Raw genomic sequence first — 14,697 nt, forward strand, 5'->3', positions numbered from 1 at the left:
AAGCCGTAGTTAAACGGCTCAAATCTTGCATTCTTCTGATCTCATTATAGCTAATCTTTCGTGAGATATCAAAGAATGTTAAATATATAATTTCGGCTTTGATCTGCCCGATGTTCTTTTTGGACGCGGCTGTTCCGCTGATGTTGCTTCAGTTTCGTCTTTTTCTTGTGAAGCGGATGCTTTTTCAGACGTCTTCTTTGATGTTTTAGATGAGGCGTCTGATTTGTTTTCACCTTCAGTTTCGTCCGTTTTTTCATCTTCATCCTTTTTGTCCTGTTCGGCTGTTTCTTTTGTCTCGCCGGATTCGCTATCTTCATTCTCATCATCGCTGCTGCTTAATTGACTGTAAAGCTTCATCATGGCGGGTAGATTCCGCACTAAAGGGCCGTACTGCTGGATCATCGGCGTAACCTGCTGCGCCACGCCGAGCACCTTCTGAACATTGCCGAGCATGCTCGACAGGGATGCCGGACTTGCCAGACTCTGAATTCCCTGCAATCCCTGCAGGCCTGCGCCTGCTCCTCCGCTGGCCGCTGCCGGTGCGGACCCGGCAGCGCTTCCCCCTGATCCGGGTAAAAAACGGGAAAGCATTCCTTTTAAGCCTCCTCCGCCTGTGCCTGCGTTTCTCAAACCTGCTCCGGCCATCTGCTGCTGAGGGAAAAACTGCCGGCCCTGCTGCATCATCTGCCGGCCCGGCAATGACGGTCTGCCTCTCATCATCATCCGCGGGTTCATCAACGGCCGGCCCTGCTGCGCCATATTTCTCATCGGCTGCTGTGGAAACATACTTGTACCTCCTTTCTGTCTCTCTGCTATTACAATATGCATCGGAGGGGGCATTTGCTTTTCTGTCCGGAAAACAGGATTCCCCCAAGACATGGTGTTTTTAAGTAAAATCGGTTATAATGTGATGATGGACACAGAATGTGCCGCTTTAAGGAGCTGGGAAAAATGAAAGAAACTAAATTTGATGGATACAACTTAAAACCGTTTATTATAGATGCAGTTCACCGCCTTGGTTTTTATGAACCGACAGATATTCAAAAGCGGCTGATACCCGCTGTATTGAAAAACGAAAGCGTGATCGGGCAGTCCCAGACGGGGACGGGAAAAACCCACGCCTATTTATTGCCTATTCTGAATCGGATTGATCCGGATTCTGATACGGTGCAGGCGGTTATCACGGCGCCGACGAGAGAGCTTGCCAATCAGATTTATCAGGAAGCGCTCAAAATCACACAGGGTGCCGAAGACGGGCCGATCCGGACAAAATGCTTTATCGGCGGAACGGACAAGCAAAAATCAATTGATAAGCTGAAAACACAGCCTCATCTCGTCGTCGGAACGCCGGGCCGGATTGCGGATCTGATTAAAGCGCAGGCATTGAACGTCTATAAAGCGCAGTCTCTCGTCATTGACGAAGCTGATCTGATGCTTGATATGGGCTTTTTAGAAGACGTTGATTACATCGGATCCCGTATGCCGGAACAACTGCAGATGCTTGTTTTCTCAGCTACGATTCCGGAAAAGCTGAAGCCGTTTTTGAAAAAGTATATGGAAAATCCGAAATACGCTCATGTTGAGCCGAAAAGGATCACAGCCGAAAAGATCGAACATGTTTTGGTTCCTTCTAAACAGCGTGATAAAGACAAACTGCTTTTTGATATGATGTCGAACCTGAATCCTTATCTGGGCATCGTGTTTGCCAATACGAAAAATACGGCTGACCATATTGCAAAATACCTGACCGAAAAAGGCATGAGAATCGGCCTTCTGCACGGGGGATTAACGCCGCGTGAACGTAAAAAGGTAATGAAGCAGATTAATGATCTGGAATTCACTTATGTCATTGCGACAGACCTTGCGGCAAGAGGAATTGACATTAAAGGCGTAAGCCATGTCATCAACTACGAGCTTCCGGACGATCTGGATTTTTATGTTCACCGCGTCGGAAGAACCGCACGCGCCGGTTCATCAGGCCAAGCACTGACTATATACGAGCTTTCTGACGAAGATGCGCTCGCAAGACTCGAAAAGATGGGCATTGTGTTTGACTATGCGGAGCTTGTAAACGGGGAATGGAAGAAAGGCGATGACCGCCACCGCCGTAAAAATCGCAAAAAGACGGCAAATGAGGCTGACCAAATGGCGAAACGCCTTGTGAAAAAGCCGAAAAAAGTAAAGCCGGGCTATAAAAAGAAAATGAGCTACGAAATGGAGAAAATTAGAAAGAAGCAGAGGAGAAACCAATCTAACAGAGGAAAGTAGGGGGGAATCGGGTTGCTGAAAATAGGCTCACACGTATCAATGAGCGGAAAACATATGCTCCTTGCCGCAAGCAAGGAAGCCGTTTCATACGGGGCGAACACATTTATGATCTATACGGGCGCTCCCCAAAATACGCGCCGCAAAAAAATTGAAGACTTGAATATTGAAGCGGGCCGCGCCCATATGAAGGAAAACGGCATCGGTGACATTGTCGTGCATGCGCCGTACATCATTAACATCGGAAATACGACAAACCCGGCAACGTTTGAGCTGGGCGTTGATTTTCTGCGTTCTGAAATTGAAAGGACGGCAGCGATCGGAGCGAAACAGATCGTGCTTCATCCAGGAGCGCATGTCGGAGCCGGTGCTGAAACGGGCATCAAAAAGATCATTGAAGGATTAAACGAAGTGATTGATCCGGGCCAAAGCGTCCAGATTGCGCTGGAGACAATGGCGGGCAAAGGGTCAGAATGCGGAAGAAGTTTTGAAGAGCTTGCCGAGATCATTGCGGGCGTCACACATAATGAACATCTTTCCGTCTGCTTTGACACTTGTCACACCCATGATGCAGGATATGATGTTGCCAATGATTTTGACGGCGTTCTTAATGAGTTTGATAAAATCGTCGGCATCGACCGGATAAAAGTCCTTCATGTGAATGACAGCAAAAATATCAGGGGAGCCCGTAAAGACCGTCATGAAAACATCGGGTTCGGAGAGATCGGTTTTGACGCTCTGCAGTACATTGTTCATCATGAGCAGCTTGCCGATATTCCGAAAATCCTCGAAACACCGTATGTAGGCGAAGACAAGAAAAATAAGAAGCCGCCGTACCGTTTTGAAATCGAAATGCTGAAAGAAAAGCAGTTTGACAAGGAGCTTCTTGAAAAAATATCAGCTCAATAAAAAGGAGGGGGGGGAATTGCCCCTCCTTTTTTACCCTGAAAATTGATTGAAAAGTTCGTCAACTTTCCGAGCCGTCTCTTTTGAGGTAATCGTTTCCACTTTTTTCAGCAGGCGAAGCCGCTCCTGTTCATCAAAAATATTGATGTTTTTTCCGTGCATCAGAGCCGCTACCTCAGCCGCTTGACTTCTCGTAATGCTGATTCCGTATTGCTTTGAATATTTCAGCAGGTCGTCCGCAGTGGCTTGATTGAGCCGCTGCAAAATGATTCTTTGTATTAAAATCATCGATACTTTCACCTCTTTAGACATAATGTATTGAGCAAATTATTAAAATGTTACAGCTTTTAATGGTAAAATGAAGTTGCTTACTGTTTAAAATAGTTATTACAGGAAAGGAGATTTTATGACCCCAAATAAACAGCACAAAAAAGAATCATTTTTACACTTTATCTTCAGGGTCATCATGATTCTGATCGGGGCGGGTTCAGCCGCCGTAAGTATTGAATTGTTTCTGGTCCCTAATAATTTTATCGACGGAGGCATTATCGGTGTTTCATTAATTTTAGACCACCTCTTTATGTCCAATCCCCTCCTCAATTTCGCCTTATTCGTTGTGTTACTCAACATTCCATTTATGATTTTCGGATATAAATATATCGGAAAAACATTTCTCATCTCTACGGTTATCGGAATCGTCGGTTTAGCGCTGATTGAATCCTCCTTGCACCATGTGGAGGCCTTTACGACCCAGCCTATTTTGGCGACGGTATTCGGCGGGCTTTTGCTCGGTTTCGGGGTAGGCCTTGTCATCCGAAACGGAGGCTCGATGGACGGTACTGAAATACTCGGTATCCTTCTCACAAAAAAGCTGCCCTTTTCAGTCGGAGAATTCGTTATGCTCATCAATGTGTTTATTTTTATATGGGCCGGTTTTGTGTTCGGTCCGGAGCAGGCGATGTATTCTTTCATGACTTATTATATTGCCATGAAAACGATTGACGCCGTCATTCAGGGGCTCGATGAAACAAAAGCGGTCATTATTGTGGCAGACCAGTATGCGGAAATTTCAGACGCGATCTTGCACCGGCTTGGAAGGGGAACCACCAAGCTTCAGGGAAAAGGCGGATATACGGATGAAACCAAAGAAGTCATTTACGCGGTCGTGACAAGGCTTGAAGTGACAAAGTTGAAATCCATTGTGTTTGAAATTGATAAAAACGCATTTATTACGATCATGAATACCCATGAAACGAGGGGCGGTAAGTTCAAAACCGCGATTCACTAGGCTTTCGTTTACTTTTCGTCATTTTATAGGTATAATTTTATACAGCATAAGAAAATGGCCTGCTGTTCATTCAGCTGCCATTTTCTTTTTGGAGCGATACCGTGTTGTAAAGGGGAGGTCCTCATGAACGTACAAGAAGCGTTGAACCTGCTGAAAGAAAAAGGGTATAAATATACGAGTAAGCGAGAAGACATGCTGCAGCTTTTTGCTGATTCTGATAAATATCTGACGGCCAAAAACGTGCTTGCCGCATTAAACGACGACTATCCGGGTCTGAGCTTTGATACCATATACAGAAATCTTTCGTTATATGAAGAACTCGGTATTTTAGAAACGACGGAGCTGTCCGGGGAAAAACTGTTCCGATTTACATGCTCTTATACCCATCACCATCACCATTTTATCTGTTTAACCTGCGGGAAAACGAAGGAAATTGAGTCCTGTCCGATGGATAAGCTTTACGATGATTTGGAAGGGTATGAAATCACCGGTCATAAATTTGAAATTTACGGCACCTGTCCGGCGTGCCGATAAAAAACCTCCTGTATAAGCAGGAGGTTTTTTCAGCTTCTGACATGCTGAAGGCTGTGTTTGTTTTTATTGATCCAGGCGACGGCTTCAAGCCAATTCTGCACCCTGATAATATTGGAATCGGTGGGGAGCTGGTTATAAGGGGAATCAAAAAGGATAACCGGAATGCCTGCTTCTTTTGCGATCATTGTCGCGTTGCCGTGGTGATCTTCGAAAAACAGGTCAATGCCGTGTTTTTTGACGGCCTCCACTTTGTGATGACTCCCGACAAGCTCAATGTGATCGTAATGAACGTCCCGGTTTGCAAACCAGTCCAGCGTGACATCTTCTAAGTGGCTGCGTCTTGCCGTAATGTAGATGAGGCGATGCTCTTCTTTCAGTCCGTCCAGCGCCTGCTTCGCAAATTCCGCGAGCTTTGCTTCTTTATATATGGCTGCTTCATGAACATTCATCCATTCCCAAAACTCCTCAGCTGTAATGTTCAAAAGCTTGGTCAGATCATAATCAGTCATATCATCCAAGGTAATGGAAAGATGAAATGAGCGGTTTAAATAAGGGACAAATGTATCCTGTGCCGTAACCGTGCCGTCAATATCTATACCTAACCGTAACATGTCCACACTCCTATATTTTCATCCCTTCAAGTGTAACATAAACAATTGACAATACCAGCAAAGTTTAGCAAACATGATTCCGTAAAAAACGCGGAAACTAAAAAAGCTCCTTTCATAAAAGAAAAAGGGGGAATTGAAGGTGGCATACGATTACGAAAATCGAAAAGACAACGACTACTATGTGGATCATGGATCGGAAGGAACGGATATCACGCGTGATGTTTATTCAGAAGAGACAGCGGCCGAAATTTCAGAGCCATATCGTGCTTCTGACCGAGCAGCAGACCGCGATGATAACCGGGACGGAGTAAGCGAAGGCCGGGGTATAGGGTATGCAGCATTGGCTATTTCTATCATCTCCCTGTTCGTGCTCCCAGTTTTATTAGGGGCATGCGGCATTATCGTCGGCTATATCGCCAGAAGAAGAGGAGCGGGCGCTCTAGGCGGCTGGGCGATGGGAATCGGTATTGTTTCCCTTGTGCTGGGCATCTTCATTACACCGTTTTTCTAACACACAAAAAAAAGCTTGGCGGATTATCCGTCAAGCTTTTTGTGTGTCTTGTTCTGCTTTTGCTTTTTCTGCTTCAAGCTTTGCGTAGTGTTCTTCTGCCAGTTTGTCGATTTCTTTTTTCAGCTCTTCGACCATTGTTTCTTCAGGGACTTTGCGGACGATTTGGCCTTTGCGGAAAAGAAGTCCTTCGCCGCGGGCGCCGGCAATACCGATATCGGCTTCTCTTGCTTCGCCCGGTCCGTTAACGGCGCACCCGAGAACGGCTACTTTAATCGGCGCTTTGACTTTAGAAATGTATTCTTCGACTTCATTTGCGATGCTGATGAGATCAATTTCGATCCGTCCGCATGTCGGGCATGAAATAAGCGTAGCCGCATTTGAAGCGAGACCGAATGATTTCAGCAGCTCTCTGGCTACTTTTACTTCTTCAACAGGGTCGGCGCTCAGGGAGATCCGGAGTGTGTTTCCGATTCCTTTGCTTAATATCGCTCCGAGTCCGGCCGCGCTTTTTACCGTTCCTGCAAACAGCGTGCCTGATTCTGTAATCCCAAGGTGGAGCGGATAATCAAATGCTTTTGACGCTTTTTCGTATGCTTCTATGGCGAGATTGACGTCAGACGCTTTCATGCTGACGATGATGTCGTGAAAATCAAGGTCTTCCAGGATTTTTATATGATGAAGCGCACTCTCAACCATGCCGTCAGCAGTCGGATAGCCGTACTTTTCGAGAATTCTTTTTTCCAATGATCCTGCGTTTACGCCGATTCGGATCGGAATTCCTTTTTCTTTAGCCGCTTTTACGACCGCTTCCACTTTTTCACGGCGGCCGATATTACCGGGGTTGATTCTGATTTTGTCGGCGCCGCCCTCAATTGCTTTTAATGCGAGCTTGTAATCAAAATGAATATCGACAACGAGAGGGATGGAAATTCGTTTTTTGATGTCGGCAATTGCGTTCGCCGCGCGTTCGTCAGGGCATGCCACCCGGACAATTTGGCAGCCGGCTTCAGCTAAACGGTTGATTTCCGCCACTGTTGCTTCTACGTCGTGTGTTTTGGTCGTCGTCATACTTTGGATGACGACTTCATTATTTCCGCCTATTGTTAAAGGTCCCACTTTGACGGGACGCGTTTTTGTACGATGTGTGATTTCACTCACTTGTCAATCGCTCCTTAATTGTAGTTACCGCTTCTGCAGGCTGAGCCTTTTACATGTCAGGCAACTTCTATTTACATATTATATTGTAACAGTGTATTTGCCGAACTGACAAGAAATTAACGTTTAATTACGGTAGACAGGGAATTTATAAGCGGTGCCCGCCTGAATGGCGTTTGCTTTCACATTCGGATTCAGCGCTTCAAAATCTTGTACAATATCATCTGGCGCTTTATGTGCGCCGACGATCGACATCACCGTATCACCTTTTTTGACCGTGACCATTCTGTATGATGTTTCCTGATTTGCAGGCTGAGCCGCCGCAGCGTATGCAGGAAGGCCTTGAGAAGGGATCGTGCCGATTTTAAGATCATAAAAGATAATAAATATCACAAATAAACTGCCGAATACAAAAGTAAGCCGCTTCATTCCAACCGCCTCCCGCATACATGTTTACTTCATTGTATGCTTGTCCCATTTTGTTCATGACAAAAAAAGAAGACCGCGGGGGGCGGTCTTTGTTACACAGCAGTCTTTCTTGGCGGTATCTCTTTTAAGACGAGGAAAAGGATGATAAAGTTTACAAACCAATTCACTAAAAATTCGCTCGGCACCGTAATGACAAGCGCACGCATAATCGTAAAGAATATGGTGGAGAGCGTAATGGAATAAGCCGAAAGCTTCCAGAGCTGCTGATAATTCAATGTCTTTCTTTGCGCATTTTTTATAATCAGGCCGATGACGGCGAGAAATGAGACTTCAATGAATTTGCCGGCCGCCGTCATAATGAACAGCAAAACGGAAAGGACGGCGACGATCATCGTTTTATTTTGGTTTAAAGCTGATATGATTTCACTTTTAGTGATATCAGCAGGCATTAATGAATAATTCATTTCTGTCGCTTGTCCGTCTACTGCAAGCACCATTTTATTCTTCAAAATGCCGATTGCGTTTTGTTTCGCCGCTATTTGTTTAGCGCCGTACGCATCAGTGGGATCAAACACGATGACAAACCCGTTCGCTTCCGTTTCCTTAGAGGCGGAAGCTTTCGTCTGCAATTCACCGTTTGAAATTTTGAAATCAGGGAAATCTTTTTCTAACACGGTTTTGAAACCGTTCATTGAGTTTACGGTGCCTGAGCAAAGGTAATAAGCGCTCGGCAGCGTAAAAAGGACAGACAGCAAAAATACATAAAGGATCGCTTTTCCTATCCCCTGAAACCGTGTTTTTGCAATATCTGCCGGAGAGTATGTACTTTTCAATAAAGCCGTAAATATGTTCAACATCTTCACTTCCTAGCCTAAACTGGTATATGTTGCTTATTGTATCGTTCACCGGAGATGAACACAAGTGAGAGTATTTAAAGCGGCGGTAAGGAATCATACATATTAAGAAAAAGCGGAAGCGGTAATGCTCCGTAAAACAAAGGAGGTTGTTTAAGTTATGAGTGTTTTGTATTGGCTGATTATTATTGCGGTCTTCGTCATTGCTTTCATCGGTCTTGTCTATCCGGTGATCCCAAGCGTTATATTTATCGTGGCCGGTTTTCTCCTCTACGGATTTCTGTTTTCCTTCAGTCCTTATTCTTACCTCTTCTGGCTCATTGAGGCGGTATTTGCGGCCGTTTTATTCGCAGCTGACTATGTGTCAAACTTACTTGGCATCAAAAGGTACGGAGGGAGCAGGGCGGCGATCTGGGGGAGCACGATCGGATTATTGATCGGGCCCTTTGTTATTCCCGTGGCAGGCATTATATTAGGTCCGTTTATCGGTGCTGTCTGCGCTGAGGTATTTGTTCATCAAAAGGATATCAAGTCTGCGGCAAAAGTGGGACTGGGGTCGTTAATCGGCTTTTTAACAAGCGTCGCGGCCAAAGGAGTCATTCAGCTCTTTATGATTGGATACTTCTTATGGACGGTGCTTTAGAAGGTTTAATTTCGGCCGTGAACGGATAAAGTGTAATATGTCTGCTGGAATCGCCGGATTGTGAGCTTTTTCATTGATTACCATGCTTTCTTTTGTTACATTGAGATTAGAAAAGTTCGCTTAAAGCGGCATTTCAGTACATATATTTAAAGGAGGAAAAAAATTATGGCTTACAAACTTCCAGAATTGCCTTACGCTTATGATGCTTTAGAACCGCATATCGATAAGGAAACGATGACGATTCACCACACGAAGCACCATAACACATACGTTACAAACCTGAACAAAGCGATCGAAGGATCAGCTCTTGCAGAGAAATCTGTAGAAGAGCTTGTCGCTGATTTAAACGCAGTGCCGGAGGATATCCGCACAGCTGTCCGCAACAATGGCGGCGGACATGCAAACCACTCTTTATTCTGGACTCTTTTATCTCCAAACGGCGGAGGCGAACCGACTGGTGAGCTTGCTGAAGAGATCAAAAGCACGTTCGGAAGCTTCGATCAATTTAAAGAAAAATTCGCTGCAGCGGCTGCCGGCCGTTTCGGTTCCGGCTGGGCTTGGCTTGTTGTAAACAACGGCAAACTTGAAATTACAAGCACGCCAAACCAAGATTCACCGCTTTCAGAAGGTAAAACGCCTGTCCTCGGTCTTGATGTTTGGGAGCATGCTTACTACCTGAACTACCAAAACCGCCGTCCTGATTACATTTCAGCTTTCTGGAATGTTGTAAATTGGGATGAAGTTGCCCGCCTTTACAGCGAAGCAAAATAAATCGTTCTGATCAAACAAGGTCTCCCGAGGGAGGCCTTGTTTTTTTATTGACTTTGATTCCTTTTTACATATCTCAGTTTGAGTGAGACAGACTAATGTGTAGTAAAGGGGAGTCAATGATGAGCAAAATAAAAAAAATTATCGGCGACATCGAAGTAAATAAAGGTCTGCTGCTGTTATTGACGATTGGCGGCCTTTACTCATTAGGCATCGCGCTGTCAAATACTTTTGTCAATGTGTACTTATGGAAACAGTCAGGAAAATTCATTGATTTGGCCATATACAATTTATCGGTCGTGACGATGCAGCCGATTACCTTTCTTCTGGCGGGGCGGCTGGCTAAAAAAATTGACAGGGTGTTTATTCTCAGGTTCGGTGTTATCTTTTTGGCGGCTTTTTATTTAAGTGTGCTCCTTGCCGGGGAAAATGCGGCTTCCCGCCTCATTTTGATCGGTGCCGTGCTCGGAGTGGGATATGGTTTTTACTGGCTGGCCTTTAACGTGCTGACTTTCGAAATTACGGAACCTGAAACGAGAGATTTTTTCAACGGATTTTTAGGCATTTTATCTTCGTCGGCAGGGATGATCGGCCCGATTGTGGCGGGGTTTGTCATCTCAAGACTTCAAAACAATACGGGTTATACAGTCATTTTCAGCCTGTCGCTCGGCTTATTTGCCCTTGCCGTGGTCATGAGCTTTTTTCTGAAGCGGAGAGAGTCGAAAGGCCGGTTTATGCTGAAAAAAGTTTATGATGAGCGTCACACGAATCTGAATTGGCGCCGGATTACAAACGCGCACTTTTTTCAAGGCTTGAGAGAAGGGATTTTTGTTTTTTTAATCAGCGTATTTGTGTTCATTGCGACAAACAGTGAGCTGGCGCTCGGGACATTCGGTCTCGTCAATTCCGCTGTTTCTTTTTTTGCTTACTATTTTGCATCAAGGCTCATCAAAAAAAGATCGCGTAAAAAGGCGATTCTTATCGGCGGATTGATTGTGTATGGCGCCCTGTTTCTTATTATTTTTCATATGAGCTTTACGACGCTTCTTATATACGGAGTGTTTATTGCGATCGGCTATCCTGTTCTGCTCGTGCCGTATGTCTCGCTTACATATGATGTAATAGGCCGGGCGCGGCTTGCCAGGAAGGCCAGAATTGAGTACATCGTGCTCAGGGAATTGTTTTTAAATGCAGGCCGGATCGTTTCCATCCTGTGCTTTCTTTTGATCGTTACATTGCTGAAGGAAAAAGTGGGAATACCGGCGGCGCTCGTGCTGCTCGGAGCCGGCCATCCGCTGATTTATTACTTTATTAAAGACGTTAAACTGGATACGGAAACTTCTGATGAAACAGTGGAAGAGGACCGACAAAAACAGGCGGGTGAACCGAATTTTATAAAAGGAGAAAGATAAAAGGGTTATCTGTAGAAAATTATCGAAAAAACCTTTAGAATGAAAAATGGCACCTGAACAAAAGGTGTCATTTCTTTCTGTAAATAAGAAAAGGTGATGTCATGAGGAGAAATAAAAAGAAAATAGCAGTAAGCAAAGAAAAGAAAAAATCATTGCCGATCCGGCTTAATTTTTTGTTTTTGGCCGCGTTTCTTATTTTCACGTGGATTATCGTCGAGCTTGGCATCAAGCAGATCGTTCAGGGTGATGACTATAAAAACGCCGCCAATAAGCAAGAAGAGTCTGATGTCAGCACGGCTGTTCCGAGAGGGAAAATATACGACCGGAACCTTAATCCCATCGTAACGAATAAAGCATTAAATGCGATTACATATACACGTTCAGCCTCAACCACCCAGGCACAGCGTTTAAAAATCGCAAAAAAACTGTCGGGTATGATTAAGGTAAGCACCAAAAAGGTGACTGAGCGGGATAAAAAAGACTATTGGATGTTAACAAGGCCTGATGAAGCGAAAAAACTGATTACGGCCAAAGAAAAGCAAAAAGCTGAAGACAAAAAATTGTCTGATGATGAGTTATACCAGCTCCAGCTGAAACGCATTACGGACAAACAGCTGAATGAACTCACTTCAAAAGATATGCAGATCCTTGCGATCAAAAGGCAGATGGATTCAGGCTACTCACTGACGCCTCAATACATCAAAAATGAAGGGGTGTCAGCAAAAGAAATGGCCGTCGTCAGCGAACATTTAGATGAGCTGCCGGGGGTTGACGTGACGTCTGACTGGGAACGGTCTTATCCTTACAAAAGTCTGATCCGGACATTGCTCGGCAGTGTATCCAGTTCGAACGAAGGTCTTCCGTCCAACCTGCTGGATCACTATCTGTCACTCGGATACAGCCGGAATGACAGGGTCGGAAAAAGCTATTTAGAATATCAATATGAAAGCCTGCTGCAGGGGCAAAAAGAGAAAGTGCAGAACTTAACCGACTCATCCGGAAATGTCACGGGCAGCAAAGTGATTTCTAAAGGACAGGCCGGCAAAGACCTTGTGTTATCCATTGATATGGACCTGCAGAAGTCCGTTGAAAAAATCATTGAGAAAAATTTAAGATCGGCCAAAGCGAGACCGAGCACGAAGCTTCTTGATCGGGCCTTTGTCGTCATGATGAACCCGAAAAACGGCGAAGTGCTGACGATGGCCGGCAAACAGATTACGAATGACCATGGAAAGTACAAAATTAATGATTACGCCCTTGGCGCAATGACGTCCTCCTATGCAATGGGATCGGCGGTCAAAGGAGCAACGGTATTGACGGGACTCCAGACGGGCGCGATTAATTTGAACACCGTTTTTCAGGATGAGCCTTTGTATTTCAAAGGTAGTAAAAACCCGAAAAAATCATGGACGAATTTAGGTCCTGTTGATATCCAAAAAGCGCTTCAGGAATCATCAAACGTGTTCATGTTTAAAACGGCGATCGCCGTCGGTAAAGGGGAATATAAAAAAGGCCAGTCTCTGCCGCTTGATATGAAGGCATTTGATACTTTCAGATACTACTTCAGTCAGTTCGGTCTAGGAGTGAAGACGGGAATTGATCTCCCGAATGAAGCGACCGGGTATCAAGGGACACAGCGGATTTCCGGTCTTCTGTTAGACTTTGCCATCGGACAGTATGATACGTTCACACCGCTGCAAATGGCACAGTATGTATCAACAATCGCCAATGGAGGCTATCGTTTAAAACCTCAGCTTGTAAAAGAGGTCAGACAGCCTGATTCGAAAAGAGGAATCGGAGCCGTTGTAGAGTCTGTTCAGCCTCAAGTACTGAACAAGATTGATATGAATAATGCTGACATTAAAGAAGTGCAGGCAGGTTTCCGACGTGTCATGACAAAAGGGACAGCCGCAACTGATTTTGCAACGGCGAAATACAGCCCTGCCGGTAAAACGGGTACGGCGCAATCTTTCTATGACGGTCCGGACAAATCAGAGACGGGTGAAGGAACGTATAATACGACTCTTGTCGCTTATGCACCTGCTGATAATCCGGAAGTGGCTATTTCTGTAGTCGTTCCTTGGGCCTATATTGATTACAGCGATCGATATTCGATTACGAATGATATAGGAAGAGCAGCTCTGGACAAATACTTCGAGCTGAAAAAGAAACAAGAAGATAATAATACAAAGCAGAAAAACGAAGATAAAATTCAGGAAGACGCTGCTAACGGCAATACAAATAACTGATAGATGAAACGCTCACAGTCTGTGGGCGTTTTTTTTATACAAAAAAACATCCGGATTTACAAAACCTTAACATTCGATTTATACGCATTTTACACGAACCCTTTACTCTATACGTGTAGGACAAATTACACATTAAACGCAGGGGGAATTCAGGAAATGAAAAAAAACAAATGGATGCTTATGCTTCTGATGGCTGCTGTTATGATCGTCGCTGCAGCATGCGGAAATGCAAAGGAAAGCGGCAAGACGGACGGCCAATCTGCAAGTGAGGATAAAAAAGCATCAGGTTCTTTAACCATTTCTGGTTCATCAGCCATGCAGCCGTTAGTACTGGCAGCGGCGGAAAAGTTTATGGAAAAACATCCGGATGCTGATGTGCAGGTGCAAGCGGGAGGTTCAGGAACAGGTCTTTCGCAAGTGTCTGAAGGCTCAGTGCAAATCGGCAACTCAGACGTCTTTGCTGAAGAAAAAGAAGGTATTGATGCGAAAGCCCTGAATGATCACCGTGTAGCGGTAGTTGCGATGGCGGCTGCGGTCAACCCGGGTGCGGGCGTAAAGGATATAACCAAAAAACAGCTGGCAGACGTCTTTACAGGCAAAATCAAAAACTGGAAAGAGCTTGGCGGCAAAGATCAAAAGATTACACTCGTCAACCGTCCTGATTCATCAGGCACACGCGCTACGTTCGTCAAATACGCGCTTGACGGAGCGGAGCCGGCAGAGGGCATCACAGAGGAGTCCTCCAATACAGTCAAAAAAATCATTGCGGAAACACCGGGAGCAATCGGTTATCTGGCTTTCTCTTATATAAACGATGACAAAGTAACGCCTTTATCAATCGGCGGCATCAAACCCGAAGAGAAAAATGTCGTCACAGGCGAATATCCGATTTGGGCTTACGAGCACTCTTATACGAAAGGCGAAGCATCTGGTCTGACCAAAACATTTCTTGACTATTTGAACAGCGATGAAGTGCAGAAAAGTATCGTGAAAGATCAGGGCTACATTCCGATCTCTGATATGAAAGTCACACGTGACGCAAAAGGCAAGCAAAGCTGAGGGGAGGGCGGGC

General features: G+C 45.1%; 16 protein-coding genes. 10 read left to right on the forward strand and 6 right to left on the reverse strand.

Going from position 1 to position 14,697, the window contains the following annotated elements:
* Positions 1 to 78: 78 nt before the first annotated feature.
* Complete coding sequence (gene vrrA / locus ACQE26_RS11520) at positions 79 to 786, reverse strand: VrrA/YqfQ family protein (protein WP_049627032.1); 708 nt, start codon at positions 784 to 786, stop codon at positions 79 to 81.
* A gap of 165 nt (positions 787 to 951) precedes the next feature.
* Between vrrA and ACQE26_RS11525 the strand changes: the two genes are divergently transcribed.
* Positions 952 to 2,268 (forward strand): DEAD/DEAH box helicase, encoded by a 1,317-nt coding sequence (locus ACQE26_RS11525; protein ID WP_438420242.1) that lies wholly within the window; start codon positions 952 to 954, stop codon positions 2,266 to 2,268.
* A gap of 12 nt (positions 2,269 to 2,280) precedes the next feature.
* Entirely contained in the window at positions 2,281 to 3,174 is an 894-nt protein-coding gene (locus ACQE26_RS11530) for a deoxyribonuclease IV (protein ID WP_016938933.1), read from the forward strand.
* 30 nt (positions 3,175 to 3,204) lie between these two features.
* On the opposite strand, the gene ACQE26_RS11535 is transcribed toward ACQE26_RS11530, so the two are convergent.
* A complete protein-coding gene (locus ACQE26_RS11535) occupies positions 3,205 to 3,459 on the reverse strand; it encodes a DUF2624 domain-containing protein (RefSeq protein ID WP_047475611.1) in 255 nt (84 codons plus the stop codon).
* Positions 3,460 to 3,577: 118 nt separating this feature from the next.
* Here ACQE26_RS11535 and ACQE26_RS11540 point away from each other — a divergent pair, with 118 nt between their 5' ends.
* Positions 3,578 to 4,459 carry a YitT family protein gene (locus ACQE26_RS11540; protein WP_016938935.1) on the forward strand — a complete coding sequence of 294 codons (882 nt, stop codon included), beginning with the start codon at positions 3,578 to 3,580 and terminating at the stop codon, positions 4,457 to 4,459.
* A gap of 123 nt (positions 4,460 to 4,582) precedes the next feature.
* Positions 4,583 to 4,993, forward strand: coding sequence for a zinc uptake transcriptional repressor Zur (gene zur, locus ACQE26_RS11545; protein ID WP_438420241.1), 411 nt, complete (start codon positions 4,583 to 4,585; stop codon positions 4,991 to 4,993).
* Positions 4,994 to 5,022: 29 nt separating this feature from the next.
* On the opposite strand, the gene ACQE26_RS11550 is transcribed toward zur, so the two are convergent.
* The gene (locus ACQE26_RS11550) at positions 5,023 to 5,604 is read right to left on the reverse strand and encodes a 5' nucleotidase, NT5C type (protein ID WP_060964742.1); all 582 of its coding nucleotides are present in this window, start codon (positions 5,602 to 5,604) and stop codon (positions 5,023 to 5,025) included.
* 133 nt (positions 5,605 to 5,737) lie between these two features.
* Here ACQE26_RS11550 and ACQE26_RS11555 point away from each other — a divergent pair, with 133 nt between their 5' ends.
* Positions 5,738 to 6,115, forward strand: coding sequence for a DUF308 domain-containing protein (locus ACQE26_RS11555; RefSeq protein ID WP_101605443.1), 378 nt, complete (start codon positions 5,738 to 5,740; stop codon positions 6,113 to 6,115).
* A gap of 30 nt (positions 6,116 to 6,145) precedes the next feature.
* On the opposite strand, the gene ispG is transcribed toward ACQE26_RS11555, so the two are convergent.
* From ispG to ACQE26_RS11570, 3 genes are all read right to left on the reverse strand, one after another.
* A complete protein-coding gene (gene ispG, locus ACQE26_RS11560) occupies positions 6,146 to 7,264 on the reverse strand; it encodes a flavodoxin-dependent (E)-4-hydroxy-3-methylbut-2-enyl-diphosphate synthase (protein ID WP_198698973.1) in 1,119 nt (372 codons plus the stop codon).
* A gap of 132 nt (positions 7,265 to 7,396) precedes the next feature.
* Entirely contained in the window at positions 7,397 to 7,699 is a 303-nt protein-coding gene (gene yqfZ, locus ACQE26_RS11565) for a protein YqfZ (protein ID WP_500469453.1), read from the reverse strand.
* Positions 7,700 to 7,791: 92 nt separating this feature from the next.
* Positions 7,792 to 8,556, reverse strand: a complete 765-nt coding sequence (locus tag ACQE26_RS11570) for a DUF1189 domain-containing protein (RefSeq protein WP_438420239.1) — start codon at positions 8,554 to 8,556, stop codon at positions 7,792 to 7,794.
* A gap of 157 nt (positions 8,557 to 8,713) precedes the next feature.
* On the opposite strand from ACQE26_RS11570, the gene ACQE26_RS11575 reads away from it, so the two are divergent.
* From ACQE26_RS11575 to ACQE26_RS11595, 5 genes are all read left to right on the forward strand, one after another.
* The gene (locus ACQE26_RS11575; protein WP_060964746.1) at positions 8,714 to 9,196 is read left to right on the forward strand and encodes a DUF456 domain-containing protein; all 483 of its coding nucleotides are present in this window, start codon (positions 8,714 to 8,716) and stop codon (positions 9,194 to 9,196) included.
* Positions 9,197 to 9,361: 165 nt separating this feature from the next.
* Positions 9,362 to 9,967: a superoxide dismutase SodA gene (gene sodA, locus ACQE26_RS11580; RefSeq protein WP_060964747.1), complete on the forward strand. Its 606-nt coding sequence runs from the start codon at positions 9,362 to 9,364 to the stop codon at positions 9,965 to 9,967.
* A gap of 119 nt (positions 9,968 to 10,086) precedes the next feature.
* The gene (locus ACQE26_RS11585) at positions 10,087 to 11,376 is read left to right on the forward strand and encodes an MFS transporter (protein WP_047475615.1); all 1,290 of its coding nucleotides are present in this window, start codon (positions 10,087 to 10,089) and stop codon (positions 11,374 to 11,376) included.
* A gap of 101 nt (positions 11,377 to 11,477) precedes the next feature.
* Positions 11,478 to 13,625, forward strand: a complete 2,148-nt coding sequence (gene pbpA, locus ACQE26_RS11590; protein WP_500469454.1) for a penicillin-binding protein 2A — start codon at positions 11,478 to 11,480, stop codon at positions 13,623 to 13,625.
* Positions 13,626 to 13,781: 156 nt separating this feature from the next.
* Entirely contained in the window at positions 13,782 to 14,684 is a 903-nt protein-coding gene (locus tag ACQE26_RS11595) for a phosphate ABC transporter substrate-binding protein (protein ID WP_500469455.1), read from the forward strand.
* Positions 14,685 to 14,697 lie beyond the last annotated feature (13 nt).

The sequence above is a fragment of the Bacillus sp. 5RYD7K genome, from assembly GCF_059831465.1.

Excerpts from the sequence above, each read along its gene's own strand:
- zur (WP_438420241.1), top strand. The coding sequence starts at position 4,583 with ATGAACGTACAAGAAGCGTTGAACCTGCTGAAAGAAAAAGGGTATAAA.
- ACQE26_RS11550 (WP_060964742.1), bottom strand. The coding sequence starts at position 5,604 with ATGTTACGGTTAGGTATAGATATTGACGGCACGGTTACGGCACAGGAT.
- ACQE26_RS11540 (WP_016938935.1), top strand. The coding sequence starts at position 3,578 with ATGACCCCAAATAAACAGCACAAAAAAGAATCATTTTTACACTTTATC.
- ACQE26_RS11585 (WP_047475615.1), top strand. The coding sequence starts at position 10,087 with ATGAGCAAAATAAAAAAAATTATCGGCGACATCGAAGTAAATAAAGGT.
- ACQE26_RS11570 (WP_438420239.1), bottom strand. The coding sequence starts at position 8,556 with ATGTTGAACATATTTACGGCTTTATTGAAAAGTACATACTCTCCGGCA.
- vrrA (WP_049627032.1), bottom strand. The coding sequence starts at position 786 with ATGTTTCCACAGCAGCCGATGAGAAATATGGCGCAGCAGGGCCGGCCG.
- sodA (WP_060964747.1), top strand. The coding sequence starts at position 9,362 with ATGGCTTACAAACTTCCAGAATTGCCTTACGCTTATGATGCTTTAGAA.
- yqfZ (WP_500469453.1), bottom strand. The coding sequence starts at position 7,699 with ATGAAGCGGCTTACTTTTGTATTCGGCAGTTTATTTGTGATATTTATT.
- ACQE26_RS11525 (WP_438420242.1), top strand. The coding sequence starts at position 952 with ATGAAAGAAACTAAATTTGATGGATACAACTTAAAACCGTTTATTATA.
- pbpA (WP_500469454.1), top strand. The coding sequence starts at position 11,478 with ATGAGGAGAAATAAAAAGAAAATAGCAGTAAGCAAAGAAAAGAAAAAA.
- ACQE26_RS11575 (WP_060964746.1), top strand. The coding sequence starts at position 8,714 with ATGAGTGTTTTGTATTGGCTGATTATTATTGCGGTCTTCGTCATTGCT.
- ACQE26_RS11595 (WP_500469455.1), top strand. The coding sequence starts at position 13,782 with ATGAAAAAAAACAAATGGATGCTTATGCTTCTGATGGCTGCTGTTATG.
- ACQE26_RS11535 (WP_047475611.1), bottom strand. The coding sequence starts at position 3,459 with ATGATTTTAATACAAAGAATCATTTTGCAGCGGCTCAATCAAGCCACT.